The 14815-nt window shown below is 65.2% G+C and carries 14 protein-coding genes and 1 tRNA gene; 6 read left to right on the forward strand and 9 right to left on the reverse strand.

Features of this window, described 5'->3' with window-relative positions:
* The first annotated feature begins 98 nt into the window (after positions 1–98).
* From egtA to egtD, 4 genes are read left to right on the forward strand one after another with little or no spacing between them, the layout of a single operon-like run.
* Positions 99–1355, forward strand: coding sequence for an ergothioneine biosynthesis glutamate--cysteine ligase EgtA (egtA, locus tag CH274_RS19755; RefSeq protein WP_094658583.1), 1257 nt, complete (start codon positions 99–101; stop codon positions 1353–1355).
* Positions 1352–2656, forward strand: a complete 1305-nt coding sequence (gene egtB, locus CH274_RS19760; protein WP_179275460.1) for an ergothioneine biosynthesis protein EgtB — start codon at positions 1352–1354, stop codon at positions 2654–2656. The genes egtA and egtB overlap by 4 nt, the downstream gene beginning before the upstream one ends.
* Positions 2657–3406: an ergothioneine biosynthesis protein EgtC gene (egtC, locus tag CH274_RS19765; RefSeq protein WP_094658585.1), complete on the forward strand. Its 750-nt coding sequence runs from the start codon at positions 2657–2659 to the stop codon at positions 3404–3406.
* Positions 3403–4368, forward strand: a complete 966-nt coding sequence (egtD, locus tag CH274_RS19770; RefSeq protein WP_094658587.1) for an L-histidine N(alpha)-methyltransferase — start codon at positions 3403–3405, stop codon at positions 4366–4368. The genes egtC and egtD overlap by 4 nt, the downstream gene beginning before the upstream one ends.
* 12 nt (positions 4369–4380) lie before the next feature.
* Here egtD and CH274_RS19775 read toward each other — a convergent pair whose 3' ends face one another.
* Positions 4381–5232: a helix-turn-helix transcriptional regulator gene (locus CH274_RS19775; protein ID WP_094658588.1), complete on the reverse strand. Its 852-nt coding sequence runs from the start codon at positions 5230–5232 to the stop codon at positions 4381–4383.
* Positions 5233–5334: 102 nt separating this feature from the next.
* Here CH274_RS19775 and CH274_RS19780 point away from each other — a divergent pair, with 102 nt between their 5' ends.
* A complete protein-coding gene (locus CH274_RS19780; protein ID WP_094658776.1) occupies positions 5335–6330 on the forward strand; it encodes an aldo/keto reductase in 996 nt (331 codons plus the stop codon).
* A 73-nt stretch (positions 6331–6403) separates the two neighbouring features.
* Here the strand turns inward: CH274_RS19780 and CH274_RS19785 are convergent, their stop codons facing one another.
* The 8 genes from CH274_RS19785 to CH274_RS19820 all read right to left on the reverse strand — a co-directional run bounded on the left by CH274_RS19785 (position 6404) and on the right by CH274_RS19820 (position 13831).
* A complete protein-coding gene (locus tag CH274_RS19785) occupies positions 6404–7783 on the reverse strand; it encodes an ABC transporter permease (RefSeq protein ID WP_094631256.1) in 1380 nt (459 codons plus the stop codon).
* On the reverse strand, positions 7780–8532 hold the full coding sequence (locus tag CH274_RS19790) for an ABC transporter ATP-binding protein (protein WP_082322503.1): 753 nt from the start codon (positions 8530–8532) through the stop codon (positions 7780–7782). Before CH274_RS19790 ends, CH274_RS19785 begins: the two co-directional genes overlap by 4 nt.
* A gap of 81 nt (positions 8533–8613) precedes the next feature.
* Entirely contained in the window at positions 8614–9273 is a 660-nt protein-coding gene (locus CH274_RS19795; protein ID WP_032395701.1) for a response regulator, read from the reverse strand.
* The gene (locus CH274_RS19800; RefSeq protein ID WP_094631259.1) at positions 9273–10469 is read right to left on the reverse strand and encodes a sensor histidine kinase; all 1197 of its coding nucleotides are present in this window, start codon (positions 10467–10469) and stop codon (positions 9273–9275) included. Before CH274_RS19800 ends, CH274_RS19795 begins: the two co-directional genes overlap by 1 nt.
* An 18-nt stretch (positions 10470–10487) precedes the next feature.
* A complete protein-coding gene (locus tag CH274_RS19805; RefSeq protein WP_230596802.1) occupies positions 10488–11117 on the reverse strand; it encodes a hypothetical protein in 630 nt (209 codons plus the stop codon).
* Between the two features lie 137 nt (positions 11118–11254).
* Positions 11255–12238 carry a ribose-phosphate diphosphokinase gene (locus CH274_RS19810; protein WP_032395699.1) on the reverse strand — a complete coding sequence of 328 codons (984 nt, stop codon included), beginning with the start codon at positions 12236–12238 and terminating at the stop codon, positions 11255–11257.
* On the reverse strand, positions 12235–13707 hold the full coding sequence (glmU, locus tag CH274_RS19815) for a bifunctional UDP-N-acetylglucosamine diphosphorylase/glucosamine-1-phosphate N-acetyltransferase GlmU (RefSeq protein WP_032395698.1): 1473 nt from the start codon (positions 13705–13707) through the stop codon (positions 12235–12237). Before glmU ends, CH274_RS19810 begins: the two co-directional genes overlap by 4 nt.
* Positions 13708–13760: 53 nt before the next feature.
* Positions 13761–13831: transfer RNA gene (locus CH274_RS19820), tRNA-Gln, on the reverse strand.
* A 257-nt stretch (positions 13832–14088) separates the two neighbouring features.
* Between CH274_RS19820 and CH274_RS19825 the strand changes: the two genes are divergently transcribed.
* Positions 14089–14727, forward strand: a complete 639-nt coding sequence (locus CH274_RS19825) for a TetR/AcrR family transcriptional regulator (protein ID WP_082073772.1) — start codon at positions 14089–14091, stop codon at positions 14725–14727.
* Positions 14728–14815 lie beyond the last annotated feature (88 nt).

Raw genomic sequence — 14815 nt, forward strand, 5'->3', positions numbered from 1 at the left:
GTAGCCTCGACCGGACGAGGGATCGCGGCGTTTTCGATCCTCGCAGCTGGGTACGTTCTCCGAGCGGAGAACGTGTTGAGTGCGGAAAGAAGGAATGAGTGTCGTCCAACGAGAAGTCTCTCGGGCTGAGCTCGCGCCCGGCAGCAGAGGCATACGTGTCGAAGGTGTGTTTCAAGCTGGGGCCACCGGCACTCGTCGGTGCCGAACTCGAGTGGCTCACCGCCCTCGACGACGGAACCCGTCCGACCCTCTCGGCTCTGGCCGATGCGCTCGGTGTTCACTCCCCGCGCAGTATCGATCCCGAATCACCCGCCCTGTCGTTGCCGGGCGGAAGCATCGTTACCGTCGAACCCGGCGGTCAGGTCGAATTGTCCAGTTCGCCTTATGTATCCGTTTCTCGACTCGCACCGATGCTCGACGCCGATGCCCAGCGGCTGCGGAACATCCTCGGTGATGCCGGCATCGACATGGCGTCCGTTCCGGCCGATACCGCTCGGGCACCGGAACGTCTCCTCGTCCTCCCGCGGTACTGCGCGATGGAGAATCGGTTCACCACCATCGGCCCCTTCGGGAAGTTGATGATGTGCAACACCGCTGCGGCTCAGGTGAGCGTCGACGCCGGACGTGATCGCGCCGAGGTCTCCGCGCGCTGGCACATGCTCCACGTCATCGGTCCTGCCTTCGTGTCCGCGTTCGCCCGCTCTCCTGAACTCGCCGGAGCACCTGCCGGGGACTGGGCATCGCAGCGGATGCGAACCTGGCTCGAACTCGACTCCAGCAGAACCGATTCCAGCAGAACTGCGGTTCCGAACACCGGTGACCCGATTGCCGACTACGCACGCTGGGCACTCGACGTTCCGTTGCTCTGCATCCAGGGCGTCACGCAGAACTGGGAAGCACCTGCCGGCACCACGTTCGCTCAGTGGATGGACGATCCCGGCATCGTCGGACGCGCGCCGACCTACAGTGACCTCGATTATCACCTGACCACCCTGTTCCCGAAGGTGCGCGCCTGTGGGCACTTCGAGATTCGCTATCTCGACGCGCAGCCGGACGGTCAGTGGGTGGTTCCGGCCGCGGCGTTCGAGGCGCTGCTGTCCACGCCCGAACTGGTGGCCCGCGCCACCGAGATCGGCGGCGGAACGGCGGGACGGTGGCTCGACGCGGCCCGCTTCGGGTTGGCCGACGACGACCTCCGCACGGCGGCAACCGAATTGCTCCAACTCGCCGCGGAGGTCGGCGGCGAGTACTCCGAGTTGCTGTCGGCGGCATCTCGCCGATGCGGTGCGGGCGAGCCCCCCAGTGAATTCGACACGGCGACACGGGAATTTCGGACTCGAAAGGAATCGGTGTGAGCGCCGAACAACTCAGGAACAGAATCGAAACGGTCCTCACTCGCAGTCGTGCCCGCAGCGGCGCACTCACCGACTGTGTGGACGAGACCGAACTGATGGCGCAGCATTCGCCGTTGATGAGCCCGCTGGTGTGGGATCTCGCGCACATCGGTAGTCAAGAGGAGCTCTGGCTCGTACGCGACGTCGGTGGCCGCGATCCCGTCCGTCCGGACATCGACGAGCTGTACGACGCGTTCAAGCACTCGCGGTCTTCGCGTACGTCGCTTCCCTTGCTCACCCCGGACGAGGCGCGCGTCTACGTCCGGACCGTGCGCGACAAGGCCTGGGATGTGCTCGATCACAGCACTTTCGAGGGTCGACCGGTCGAGAAGCACGGTTTCGCGTTCGGCATGATCGCCCAGCACGAACAGCAGCACGACGAGACCATGCTCGCGACCCATCAATTGCGTTCGGGGCCCGCGGTTCTCACGGCTCCTGCGCCACCGGCCTCGGTGGTGCCGGTGTCGGGTGAGGCCGTCATCGCGGGTGGCCCGTTCTCGATGGGGACCTCGCTCGACCCGTGGGCACTGGACAACGAGCGACCGGCTCATTCGGTGCACGTACCCACCTTCGCCATCGACCGGGCACCGATCACCAACGCGCAGTTCATGGACTTCATCGCCGACGGAGGTTACCGACGCCGCGAATTGTGGACCGAGAAGGGTTGGCAGCATCGCGTCGACGCGAACCTGACCGCGCCACAGTTCTGGGAGTCCGACTCCGACGGAACGTGGTGGCGTCGCAGTTTCGGGGTGTCCAAGAAGGTTCGCCCGCAGCAGCCCGTGGTGCACGTGTGCTGGTTCGAGGCCGACGCCTACGCCCGCTGGGCAGGCAAGCGACTGCCGACGGAGGCCGAGTGGGAGAAGGCCGCGCGTTTCGACGCCGACACTCGCACCAGTAACGCGTACCCGTGGGGCGATGCCGAACCCACTGCAGCACATGCCAATCTGAATCAGCGGCATCTGGAACCGGCGGACGTCGGCGCGTATCCCGACGGTGCCTCCTCGGCAGGTGTGCATCACCTCATCGGTGACGTATGGGAGTGGACTTCCTCGGATTTCGAGCCGTACCCCGGATTCGAGGCGTTTCCGTACGCCGAGTACTCCGAGGTGTTTCTTCGTGGCGACTACAAGGTGTTGCGCGGCGGCTCGTTCGGCACCGACGAGGTGGCATGTCGGGGCACGTTCCGCAACTGGGATCACCCGATCCGACGCCAGATCTTCAGCGGATTCCGGTTGGCCCGCGACGTCGAGCCCAGCTGAATGTGCCGACATCTCGGGTATCTCGGCCCTCTCACGTCGGTCGGGGGAGTGCTCACCGGCGGCGATCACAGTTTGCGGGTGCAGTCGTATGCCCCCGACGACATGCGCGGCGGGGGCACCATCAATGCCGACGGCTTCGGGGTCGCATGGTGGCAGGCCGGTTCGGTTCGCAGCTACCGCAACGCCATGCCGATCTGGACCGACCCCGCGGTCGACGATGTTCTGCCGCAGCTCGATTCGACGTCGGTGATCGCCGCCGTGCGATCGGCAACGGTGGGAATGCCGGTGGAGCGATCGGCCTGCGCACCGTTCACCGACGGCCGGTGGGCATTCAGTCACAACGGAGTGGTCCGCGGCTGGCCCCACTCACTGACCGACCTGTGGTCCGAGGTGCCGCCCGAAGATGCACTCACGTTGCCGGCTCCGACCGACGCGGCCGCAGTCTGGATCGTTCTGCGGCAGTTGCTCGCAACCCTCGAACCGCCGGCAGCGCTTGCCGCATTGGTTCGGCGTATCGAGGCGCGCGCACCGGGGTCCAGGCTCAACTTTCTCCTCGGCGACGGGGAGAATTTGTACGCCACCGCAGTGCATCACGCACTGTCCGTCCGCAGTTCCGGTGACGCCGTCACGATCGCGTCCGAACCCACCGACGACAATTCCGACTGGACGCCCGTCGACGACCGCAGTCTCGTCGTTGCCACGGCGTCCGAGTTGACCGTTTCCCGTCTCGACGAAGAGGAGCACACATGAGCACTGTCGAGGTACACCTCGCCGACACGGCACTGGTGGACGAATTGCGTAAGGACGTGCGAGACGGGTTGACGTCCACGCCGAAGTGGCTCTCGCCCAAATACTTCTACGACGCCGTGGGCAGCGAGCTGTTCGAGCGGATCACCGAGCTGCCCGAGTACTTTCCGACCCGCACCGAACGTGCCCTGCTCGAAGAGCATGCCCTCGACATCGCCGAGGCGACCGAATCCACCATGTTGATCGAGCTCGGGTCGGGCTCGTCGGAGAAGACGAAGATCCTGCTCGCTGCAGGGGCCAAGCACGGTTCGTTGAACACCTATGTGCCGCAGGATGTGTCGGTCACGGCGCTCGAGGGAGCCATCGAGCAGATCGCCCAGGAGTTTCCCGCTCTCGAGGTGCACGGCATCGTCAGCGACTTCACCGATACTCTGCACAATCTGCCCGGTGGGGGCGCGCGCACCATCGCGTTTCTCGGTGGCACCCTGGGCAACCTCATCCCCGAGGAGCGCGAGGACTTTCTGAAGGCCATCGCAGGCGCGCTCGATCCAGGGGAGCACTTGCTCCTCGGCGTCGGACTGGTCATCGACCCGGACGTGCTGGTTCCGGCGTACGACGACGCGGCGGGGGTGACGGCGCAGTTCAATCGAAACGTGCTGTCGGTGATCAACTCTCGCCTGGGTGGCACTTTCGATCCCGATGCGTTCGAGCACGTCGCGCTGTGGAACGCCGAGCAGGAGTGGATCGAGATGCGACTGCGGGCCACATCGACGCAGGAGGTGTATGTCGCCGATCTCGATCTGCACGTGCATTTCGAGGCGGGCGAGGAACTGCGCACCGAGATCTCGGCGAAGTTCCGACCGGACGGCATCACCGCAGAACTGGCTGCAGCGGGATTCGGCGTCGAGCATCTGTGGTCCGACTCCGAATCCCGGTTCGCGCTCATTCTGGCGGGTCGAGTGTGAACGAGCCCTCGACTACTCGGAGGCAGTGACGCCCAGGTGCTGAGTACCGATGACCCCGAGCAGATTCAATTTCTCGCGGGCGTCGGTTCCCGGCTGCGGCGAATAGACCAGGAGATGCTGGCCCTCTCGCTGGGTCACGAGGGTCTCGCAATGAACGGCGATCACGCCGAGTTCGGGATGCACGAAGCGTTTGGACGCCGACGTCTTGTATGCGACTCGGTGCTCGCTCCAAATCGTCTCGAACTCGGAGCTGGCGGCGCGTAGACGCTCGACCAGTACAGCGACCTCGGGATCGCCCGCTCGCCTGGCCGACACTGCTCGGAGATCGGCTACGTGTTTGTGGCCCATCCGATCCCAGTCCTCGCGGACGAAGTTGCGGCGCGTGCCGGGATCGGTGAACCACCGCCACACCACGTACCTGTCGAGCCCGGTGTACGTGCGCGGGTCCTCGGCCAGCGCGAGGTACATCGCGTTGTGCGCCAGGATCTCGCCGAGGTCTGTCACGACGCAGGCCGGCGTGTCGTCGAGCTTGGTCAGCAGGTGCATCAGGCCGGGCCCGACGTGCTTGTCCGCGCCGACACGGGTGGGCGGTGCCTGGCCGGCGAGGATGTAGAGATGGTCGCGCTCGTCGTCGTCCAATCTCAGCGCGCGGGCGAGCGAACCGAGAATCTGCGTGGACGGATGCGGCCCACGACGCTGTTCGAGGCGGGTGTAGTAATCGGTGGACATCCCGGCCAGCAGTGCCACTTCGTCGCGGCGCAGCCCCGGCGTGCGGCGGCGCGGTCCGGGTGACACACCGACGTCCTCGGGCGTCAGCAGCGCCCGTCGTCGTCGGAGAAAGTCGGCCAGTTCGTCACGTTCCACTCGCTCAGTGTCCACCGAATCGTCGAGCCGAACCAGGGACGGGCAGTCCCCTGACAACCGCTCTCTGGCGCGACAATCGCCACAGAGCACACAGTGGACGGCATGAACAGAACACGATTGGGAAATACCGGACCCACGGTGTCGCGCATCGGTCTCGGTGCCATGGGTATGTCCGGCGCATACGGCGATTCCAGCGACGGCGAATCGATCCGCACCATCCACGCTGCGCTCGACGCCGGCGTCGACCTGGTCGACACAGGCGACTTCTACGGTGCCGGCCACAACGAGATGCTCATCGGTCGGGCACTGAGCGAGCGCAACCGCGACGAGGTCGTGCTGTCGGTGAAGTTCGGGGCACTACGTGGACCCGACGGAAGCTGGCTCGGATTCGACGGCAGGCCGAACGCCGTCAAGAGCGCGCTGGGCTACACACTCGCACGGCTCGGCGTCGATCACATCGACATCTACCGACCCGCCCGACTGGATCCGCAGGTGCCGATCGAAGACACCGTCGGTGCCATAGCCGAGATGGTGGACGCGGGATACGTGCGACACATCGGCTTGTCCGAGATCGGGAGTGCGACGCTGCGTCGTGCCGCGGCGGTACACCCGATCAGCGACCTGCAGATCGAATACTCCATCGTCTCGCGTGGAATCGAGGACGACATTCTCGACACGGCCCGCGAGCTCGGTGTCGGTACCACCGCGTACGGCGTGCTTTCACGTGGGTTGCTGAGCGACACGTTCCGCACGTCCACTGTGTTGGCCGACAACGACTTCCGTGCACACAGCCCCCGATTCCAAGGGGAGAACCTGACGAGGAATCGCGAACTCGTGGAGTTGCTGGCCGAGCTCGCGGACGAGCGCAACGTCTCGGTCGCGCAACTGGCCATTGCCTGGGTCCTCTCCCGGGGTGACGACATCGTGCCCGTCGTCGGCGCACGAACCGTCGAGCGTTTGGCGGAAACCATTGCTGCATCGGAGATCTCGTTGACCTCCGAGGAGGTGTCGCGGATCCAGAGTACCGTGCCGAAAGATGCGGTAGCGGGCGAGCGCTACGCCGAGGCGCAGATGGCGCAACTCGACAGCGAAGCCTGAGCAGAGGCGTCGGCCGGCACGATGGTCTGTACCGCCGGGCCCTGGCAATCGCCGAGCGGTACAGACCTCGAGGTCAGACGTCCGCCAATGCAAGCACCGGTGAGATCTGATTGGCACGTCGCGCCGGAGTCAGTGACGCACCGAGGGCGAGGAGTCCACCGCACAGCACGGTTCCGGCGATGACGACCCACGGCAGCGTGGGGGCGGTGAGTCCGCGCGAATCCAGCGAGCCCAGCAGCGATTGTGCTGCGGCCCAGCCGTAACCGATGCCGAGAATCAGACCGAAACCCATCGACGCGACCACCATCTGACTGCTCTCCGAGACGATCATCGTCCGAATCTGCTTGCGGGTGAATCCGAGTGCCCGCAGCAGACCGATCTCTCGGGTGCGCTGCAGAATGCTCAGCAGCAGATTGTTCACCATCCCGACTGCCGCGATCACAGCCGAGAACCCGATCAGTCCGGTCATGATTCCCACCGTCACGGTGAGTACCTGGTCGACGGAGGCCTCGTCGTATTCGTCGACGAGCATCGACCGGTAGCTGTACATCGCGACGGCGAACGTGGTCACCAGCGTCACGCCGATCAGCAGTCCCACAGCGGTACGGGTACTGCGATCCGGGTAGCGAATTGCGTTGGCCGCAGCCAATCTTGCCGCGGGCCCCCGGCCGAACAGTCTTCCGACCAGCCTCAGCGTCGCGGGCAGTATTCGATAGGCACCGACCATGATTCCGGTGAACGACGCAACACCGCCGAGGAACGCCACCAGAACACCGGCCGGGTTCACCATCCCGACCAGGATCCCCAGCCCCAGCAGCGCCACTCCGCCTGCGATCAGCACGATCGACAGTGCCGTCCTGATACGGCGCGACCGCGGAGCCTCCACTCCCGTGTCGACGGCACCGCCGGTCGCCTGAACGGGTGTCACATCCAGCACCTTTCGTGACCCGACATACGACGCGAGGGTCGTCGTCAGTACCACGATGACCACCGGCAGGATCACCAGCGGTTGAACGGACGTGTACTCCACATCGGGCAGCTGACCGGCCGAGACGGCGACCGCACGGGCCAGATGGCTGGCACCGACTCCGAGAACCGAACCGACCGCACCACCGAACAATCCGACGAGGAAGCCTTCTCTGGCCACCGATCGACGTAGGTCACGGGCCCGGGCACCCAGGAGTCGCAGAAGAGCAATGGTGCGCGTGCGTCCCGCGACGATCGTTGCGAACGTGTTCGAGGTGACCACTGCCGCGACATACAGCGCGAGACCGATGAACACCAGCGCCACGCTGTAGAGCGCGGTGACGGCGGCACCTTCCATGTCCCCGAAGATGTCGACCAGGAACGCCGTCGCCTGAATCAACACCACACCGAAGAACGACGCCAGCGACGTCACCAGAAGACTGGCGCCGTGCTCCTTCGACGCCCGAGCAGAAGTCACACCGTTCATGATGCGTGCTCCATTCCCAGCATGTAGCTCGAGATCTGCTCCGGCGTCGACCGTGGCAGTTCGTCGGCGATGCGGCCGTCGGCGAGGAAGACGATGCGATCGGCGTAGCTGGCCGCGATGGGGTCGTGGGTGACCATGACGATCGACTGACCGTACTCGCGCACCGCTGCGGCGAGTAGGCCGAGAACCTCACGGCCGGTTCGGGAATCGAGGTTGCCGGTGGGTTCGTCGGCGAAGATGAGGTGCGGCCGCGTACCGAGTGCGCGGGCGATCGCGACGCGCTGCTGCTGTCCACCCGAGAGCTGATGCGGGCGGTGGTTCACTCGCCCTCGCAATCCCAGAGTGTCGATGAGCTGCTCTGTCCATGCCGCCTCCTCGGCGGTGGGGGCGCGGCCGTCGAGCTCGAACGGCAGCAGGATGTTGCCCCGAACATCGAGGGTGGGAACGAGATTGAACGACTGGAAGATGAACCCGACCTGCGTGCGGCGCAACGTCGTCAGTGCGTCGTCGTTCGCGTCGGTGATGTCGGCACCGGCCAACATCAGATGCCCGGTGCTGGCGTTGTCCAAGCCCGCCATCACATGCATCAGAGTCGACTTGCCGGAACCGGACGGTCCCATGATGGCGGTGAACTGGCCGCCGTGAATGTCGAGAGAGACGTTGTCGAGGGCGCTGACCGGGTTGGACGAGTCACCGAAATACTTGCTGACCTGGAATGCCCGGGCGACCGGGGGGAGCGTTGTTGTCATGCCCACAACGCTATGAAGTGGGCGGACAGGAGTAATCAGGCGCGAGTCTTTGCCTCGTACATCGGGAGGATGACTTCGGTGTCAGTCTCCGGTGAGTCCGTGCTCGAATGCGTAGACCACCAACTGCACTCGGTCACGCAACGCGAGTTTGGCGAAGATTCGACTGATGTGCGTCTTCACCGTCGCCTCGCTCAAGAATTCCATCGCGGCGATCTCGGAATTGCTCAGCCCACGGGCGGTGAGTCGAAACAGTTCCTTCTCCCGTGCGGTGAGGGTGGCGAACTCGGCAGGAACCTTCGGTACCTCCGGCGTAGGTGTGAAGTGCGCCAGCAGCCCCGTCGTGGCCGACGCGGCGATCACAGAGTTACCCGCATGGACCGTCCGGATCGCGGCGAGCAGAAATTCCGGGTCCGCGTCCTTGAGCACGAAACCGCTTGCTCCGGAGCGGATCGCTCGTGCGGCGCTCTCGTCGAGATCGAAAGTGGTGAGCACCAGAATCCGCGGTGGAGTATCGGACGCGGCCACGATCTGCTCGGTGGCGGCGATACCGTCGAGCACCGGCATCCGGACGTCCATGAGCATCACATCGGGCTTCGCCGACGCGGCGAGCTCCACGGCCTCTCGCCCGTTGCCCGCTTCCCCGACGAACTCCAGGTCCGGCTGCGAGGAGATGAGCATACGAATACCTGCTCGGAACAGCTGCTGGTCGTCGACCAGAGCCACCTCGATTCGATCTGCCATCAGTCGATTCCCTTCGTGGACGAGCCGGCAGCAGGAAGCCAGGCAGTCACGGTCCACGACGAGCCGTCGCCGGACGCGGTGCACATGCCGCCGGCGAGGCTGGCGCGCTCCTTCATACCGGCGATTCCGTGCCCGCCCGATTCCGATGCCGAACGCACCGAACGCACGGTGTTGCGCACCGTCAATTCGATGCCCGCCGAGTCGGATTCGATCGTGACGCTGACGGGCTTGTCGGGATCACCGTGACGTAGGGCATTGGTCAGCGATTCCTGCGCGATGCGATAGAGCGCGAGGTGTGCACCGGCACCCAACGACACCGACGTGGTGTCGATCGAGGAGTCGATGGTCAGTCCGGTCGCGCGCACCTGGTCGAAGAGACGCTCGAGATCGTCGGGTGTCGGGTTCGGTAGATCGCCCTGACTGTGCCGAAGCTGTCCGAGCAACACCCGAACGTCGGTCAGTGCATCGCGCGCAGTGTCGGAGATGGTCGTCAGCGCGGTGTCGACGGCTGCGGGATCGATGGCGCGTACGTAGCGTGCACCGTCGGCCTGCGCGATCACCACGGCGAGCGAATGCGCCACGATGTCGTGCATGTCGCGAGCAATTCTGTTGCGCTCCTGCTCGATTGCCACTTCGTGTTCGGCGCGGGCCTGATGTACCTCGGCGAGCTCGCGTGCGTGTGCGGATTCGATGGCGGTGCGCCGGGCGTAGGCGAGACGGCCCAGTGCCCAGGACAATCCGAGCATGGCCCACAGGCCGGCGAGGAGCAGGGCGAACTGCGCGATTCGGGGTTCTTGGTAGCCCTCCTCCGTGGGCGGGCCGAAGGGATTGCCGTCCACGTACGCCAGGTACAGCGCGGCGATCACTCCGCCGCCGACGGCCGACGCGAGCCCGAAGCGTCGAACGACGCTGTCGCCGTACGCGGCCGAGCAGTACAGAATCGCGAAGATTGCGGTGTCCGCGGAAAGGGGGAGCACCCCGCCGACCATCTGCACGACGGCCAGCACCCAGGCCAGTGCCAACGACAGTCGCGGTGAGCGGCGCCTGATGGCCAGCGCTACGCCGAAACCGACGAGCACACCCGCGCCGGAAGAACCGTACGGTCCGCTCAGCGTCGACGGCAGCAGGAGCAGAACGAAGACGACGGCGTAGGTGGCATCGAGCACCTGCCGTGAGATCGAACGCTTGCGCAGCACTCGATCAGACTACGTGGATCAGTTGGTGCGGCGACGAGCCTTCTCGAGCGCGGCCAGCGTCGACAGGACTGTGGTGCGTTGCCGTTCGAGATCCTTCATCCGTGCACGTGCCGGCAGGCCCTGCACGCCGTCGAGTGCGCTGATCTGCTCGTCGACGGAGGTGAGCTGGCCGAGCAGCTTCTGCACACGTGACTGCAGTTCGATCGCGTCGATTCCGGTGACACCGGCCTGCGACTTCTTCGTCGGTGCCTTTGCAGGCGCTCCGGACGTCGTCGAGGCCGGTGTGTTTCCCGCAGCAGCGGCCCTGGGACGCAACGCTTTGCGGACGGCAGCCGGATCGGGCAGCTTCTCGAGCCGAATACGGTTGAGCACCTCACGGGCATCCCGAGCCGTGACGCGGTACTCGCGCTCCTCCTCGTCCTCGGACGCCAGCGTGCCGCCCAGGGGCCGCAGACCGTACATCCCGATGAAGTGCTTGGCCTCGTCGATGACCGCTTCTTTCTCGCGGCACAGCCCGCAGCGCGGCTCGTTTCGGAAGTCCTCGACGCTGTCGGTACTACCGCACCAGACGCACCCGCCCGGCGTCCATCGGGCAATTCTGACCGTAGTAGTTCCAGCCGGGCCGTGGGGAGAGTCTGCGTCGATCACGACGAGTAATCTTAGGTGACAACGAAACCCGCCCCGCACACCCCCGCCTCGCGAGCTGCATGTTCCGGTCACGGACGTGACGTAGTTCATGCGACGCGGACGGAGAGTGGGCGGGGCGGGGTGAAACAGACTGACTGTTATGCGCTGCCGTTGAAAAGGCTGGTGACGGAACCGTTTTCGAAGACCTCGCGAATGGTGCGGGCCAGCAGCGGCGCGATCGAGAGCTCGGTCAGCGTTGCGAAGCGCTTCTCGTCGCTGATCGGCAGCGTGTTGGTGACGACCACTTCCTTGGCACCGCAGTTCGCGAGGCGCTCGGCGGCGGGGTTGGACAGAACGCCGTGGGTGGCGGCGATGACGACGTCACCGGCTCCGGCCTCTTTGAGCACCTTCACGGCGCCGGCGATGGTGCCGCCGGTGTCGATCATGTCGTCGATGAGGATGCAGGTGCGGCCTTCGACGTCACCGACGACGCGATTGGACTTGACCTGGTTGGGCACCAACGGGTCACGCGTCTTGTGGATGAACGCCAGCGGCGCGCCGTCGAACGAGTCGGCCCACTTCTCGGCGACGCGCACACGGCCGGAGTCGGGGGAGACCACGGTGATGTGCTCGAGGCTGTAGGTCGCCCGAATGTGGTCGGCGAGCTGGCTGTGTGCGTGCATGTGATCGACGGGGCCGTCGAAGAAGCCCTGGATCTGATCGGTGTGCAGGTCGACGGTGATGATGCGGTCGGCACCGGCGGTCTTGAGCAGATCCGCGACCAGACGAGCGGAGATGGGCTCGCGACCCCGGTGCTTCTTGTCCTGGCGGGCGTACGGGTAGAACGGCAGGATCGCGGTGATGCGCTTGGCCGATCCGCGCTTGAGCGCGTCGATCATGATGAGCTGTTCCATCAGCCACGTGTTGAGCGGGAACGGATGCGACTGCAGCACGAAGGCGTCCGACCCGCGGACCGACTCCTCGAAGCGCACGAAGATCTCGCCGTTGGCGAAGTCACGCGCGGTCTGCGGGGTGACGTCGATTCCGAGTTCCTTGGCGACCTGCTCGGCCAACTCCGGATGTGCTCGACCAGAAAACAACATCAGGTTCTTCTGGTTGTCGATCCAATTAGGGGTGGTCACTGCTCTTCGCCGTCCTTTTGTTCTTGCCGATCACGATCTGCGAGCGCCGCTGCTTTCGCAGCTTCGGTTCCGGGCCTGTTGTCCATGACCCAGCCTTCGATATTGCGTTGCTTGCCACCGGAGACGGCCAGTGCGCCGGGAGGAACATCGTCCCGAACCACTGTTCCTGCACCGGTGTAAGCGCCGTCGCCCACATGTACGGGAGCGACGAACGTCGAGTCGGAACCGGTCCGTACGTGGGATCCGATTTCCGTGCGGCTCTTGTTGACGCCGTCGTAGTTGGCGAAGACGTTGGAGCAACCGATGTTGCTGTGGTCACCGATCGTGGCATCGCCGACGTAGGTGAGGTGCGGGACCTTGGTGTTGCGGCCGATCGTCGCGTTCTTGGTCTCGACGTAGGCACCGAGTTTGCCGCCTGCGCCCAGCACCGTGCCCGGACGCAGATAGGTGAACGGTCCGACGGTGGCATCCGGTCCGATCACGGCCTGCTCGGCGTGGGTCCGCACGACCGATGCGCGCTCGCCGATCTCGACGTCACGCAGCGTCGAGTCGGGCCCGACGATGGCGTCGTCGGCGATGTGGGTCTTGCCGTGGAGTTGGACGCCGGGTTCGATGCGGACGTCCGCGCCGAGGGTGACGTCGATGTCGATCCAGGTGGTCGACGGGTCGACGACGGTGACGCCGGCCCGCATGTGCCGTTCGATGATGTGGCGGTTGAGCACGGACGTGACGTGCGCCAGCTGGACGCGGTCGTTGACGCCCACCACCAGATCGGGATCGGCGAGCTGAGTGCCGTACACGGCTTTGCCGTCCGCCTTGCTGATCTTGACGACGTCGGTCAGGTACAGCTCGTGCTGAGCGTTCGCGGTGCTGAGCTTGCCCAGGGCGGTACGAAGCGCAACGGCGTCGAACGCGTAGACGCCGGAGTTGACCTCACCGATGAGGACCTGAGCGGGCGTGGCGTCGGCATGCTCGACGATCTCGGCCACCTCGCCGTCGTCGGTGCGGACGATGCGGCCGTATCCGTTGGCGTCGTCGGGCAGGAATGTCAGAACCGTGGCCGCGGCGGGCCGGGGGGCGCTCAGATGCTCGTCGAGCAGAGCTTTGAGAGTGTGGCCGTCGAGCAGCGGGACGTCGGCTGCGGTGACGAGGATCGTGCCCTCGAAGTCGTCCGGGAGTGCAGCGAGGCCGCACTGGACGGCGTGCCCGGTGCCGAGCTGGCGATCCTGGACGGCAGTGTGAATCGTGCGACCGAAGGTGGCTGCGAGGTCCTGGACGGCGTCCGTGACTCGTTCGCGATCGTGTCCGACGACCGTCACCAGATGGTCGGGGCCCAGGTCGGCGGCTGCGTGGAGGGCGTGCGCAAGCATGGTGCGACCGGCCAGGGGGTGCAGAACTTTCGGAGTCTTCGATCGCATTCGGGTACCTGCACCCGCAGCGAGAACGACCACGGCGGTCTGCACAGGCATTGAGCTCCTCAGGCGGTAACGCGAATGACGGCATGCGTGAATGATGTTGCTCGCTCCGCCGCCAGGACTCGAACCTGAACTATCTGAACCAAAATCAGAGGTGCTGCCATTACACCACGGCGGATAAACGGCCAGCGGTTTCATCAGTGGCCGACGAATCGAACGACGCCTTCGTCTGCCGCTGCGCTCCCACTGAGCGCAACGATCCTCGCACGCGAGGTAGTGGTGAGTCGAACCGCGGCGCACATGAGACCGTTCGAGTTGTTCTTGTCCCTGCACTCGCGACGTTCGAAACCGGATGGTTCGGACATGGTTAGGGTGAGGGAGACGTCGAGGGTGGCGTCTGACAATGCACACGGTCGGTGACGGAAGCGGTTTTCCATGACAGGCGCAGCCTCCGAGCAGGAACGCTCACCTCGGGTCCGGATGACGGGGACGCAACGGCGCGAGCAGTTGATCGAGGTGGGTCGGACGCTGTTCGCCGAACGCGGGTACGAGGCCGCGTCCGTCGAGGAGATCGCGGGACGCGCGAACGTGTCCAAGCCGGTCGTCTACGAGCACTTCGGCGGTAAGGAAGGTCTCTACGCCGTCATCGTCGACCGCGAGATGTCGACTCTGCTGGGAATGATCACCAGTTCCCTCGATCTCAACAGGTCGCGGATCCGTGTCGAGCGGGTTGCGCTGGCGCTGCTCACCTATATCGAGGACCGCACCGACGGCTTCCGCATCCTCGTTCGTGACTCTCCGGTCTCCGCCGAGGACGGCAAGTACTCGTCGCTGCTCAACGAGGCCGTCGGTCGCGTCGGGCACATGCTGGCCGGAGATTTCTCGCGCCGAGGTCTCGATCCCGAGTTCGCGCCGATGTACGCCCAGGCCCTCGTCGGAATGGTGTCGATGACCGCGCAATGGTGGCTCGATGTGCGTACCCCGTCGAAGGAAGTGGTGGCGGCGCACGTGGTCAACCTGTGCTGGAACGGGCTGACGAATCTGGAAGCGGACCCTCGATTGACCGAGGAATGAGTACACGGTTCGGTCTCTCCGCGGCGTATGAGGGGGTATCGTCCCCTTTGTCGGCCATGAGAGCTGTGTCACCTACGGCACAGTGCTT

The sequence above is a fragment of the Rhodococcus sp. 06-418-5 genome (genome assembly GCF_002258285.1).
GTDB lineage: Bacteria > Actinomycetota > Actinomycetes > Mycobacteriales > Mycobacteriaceae > Rhodococcoides.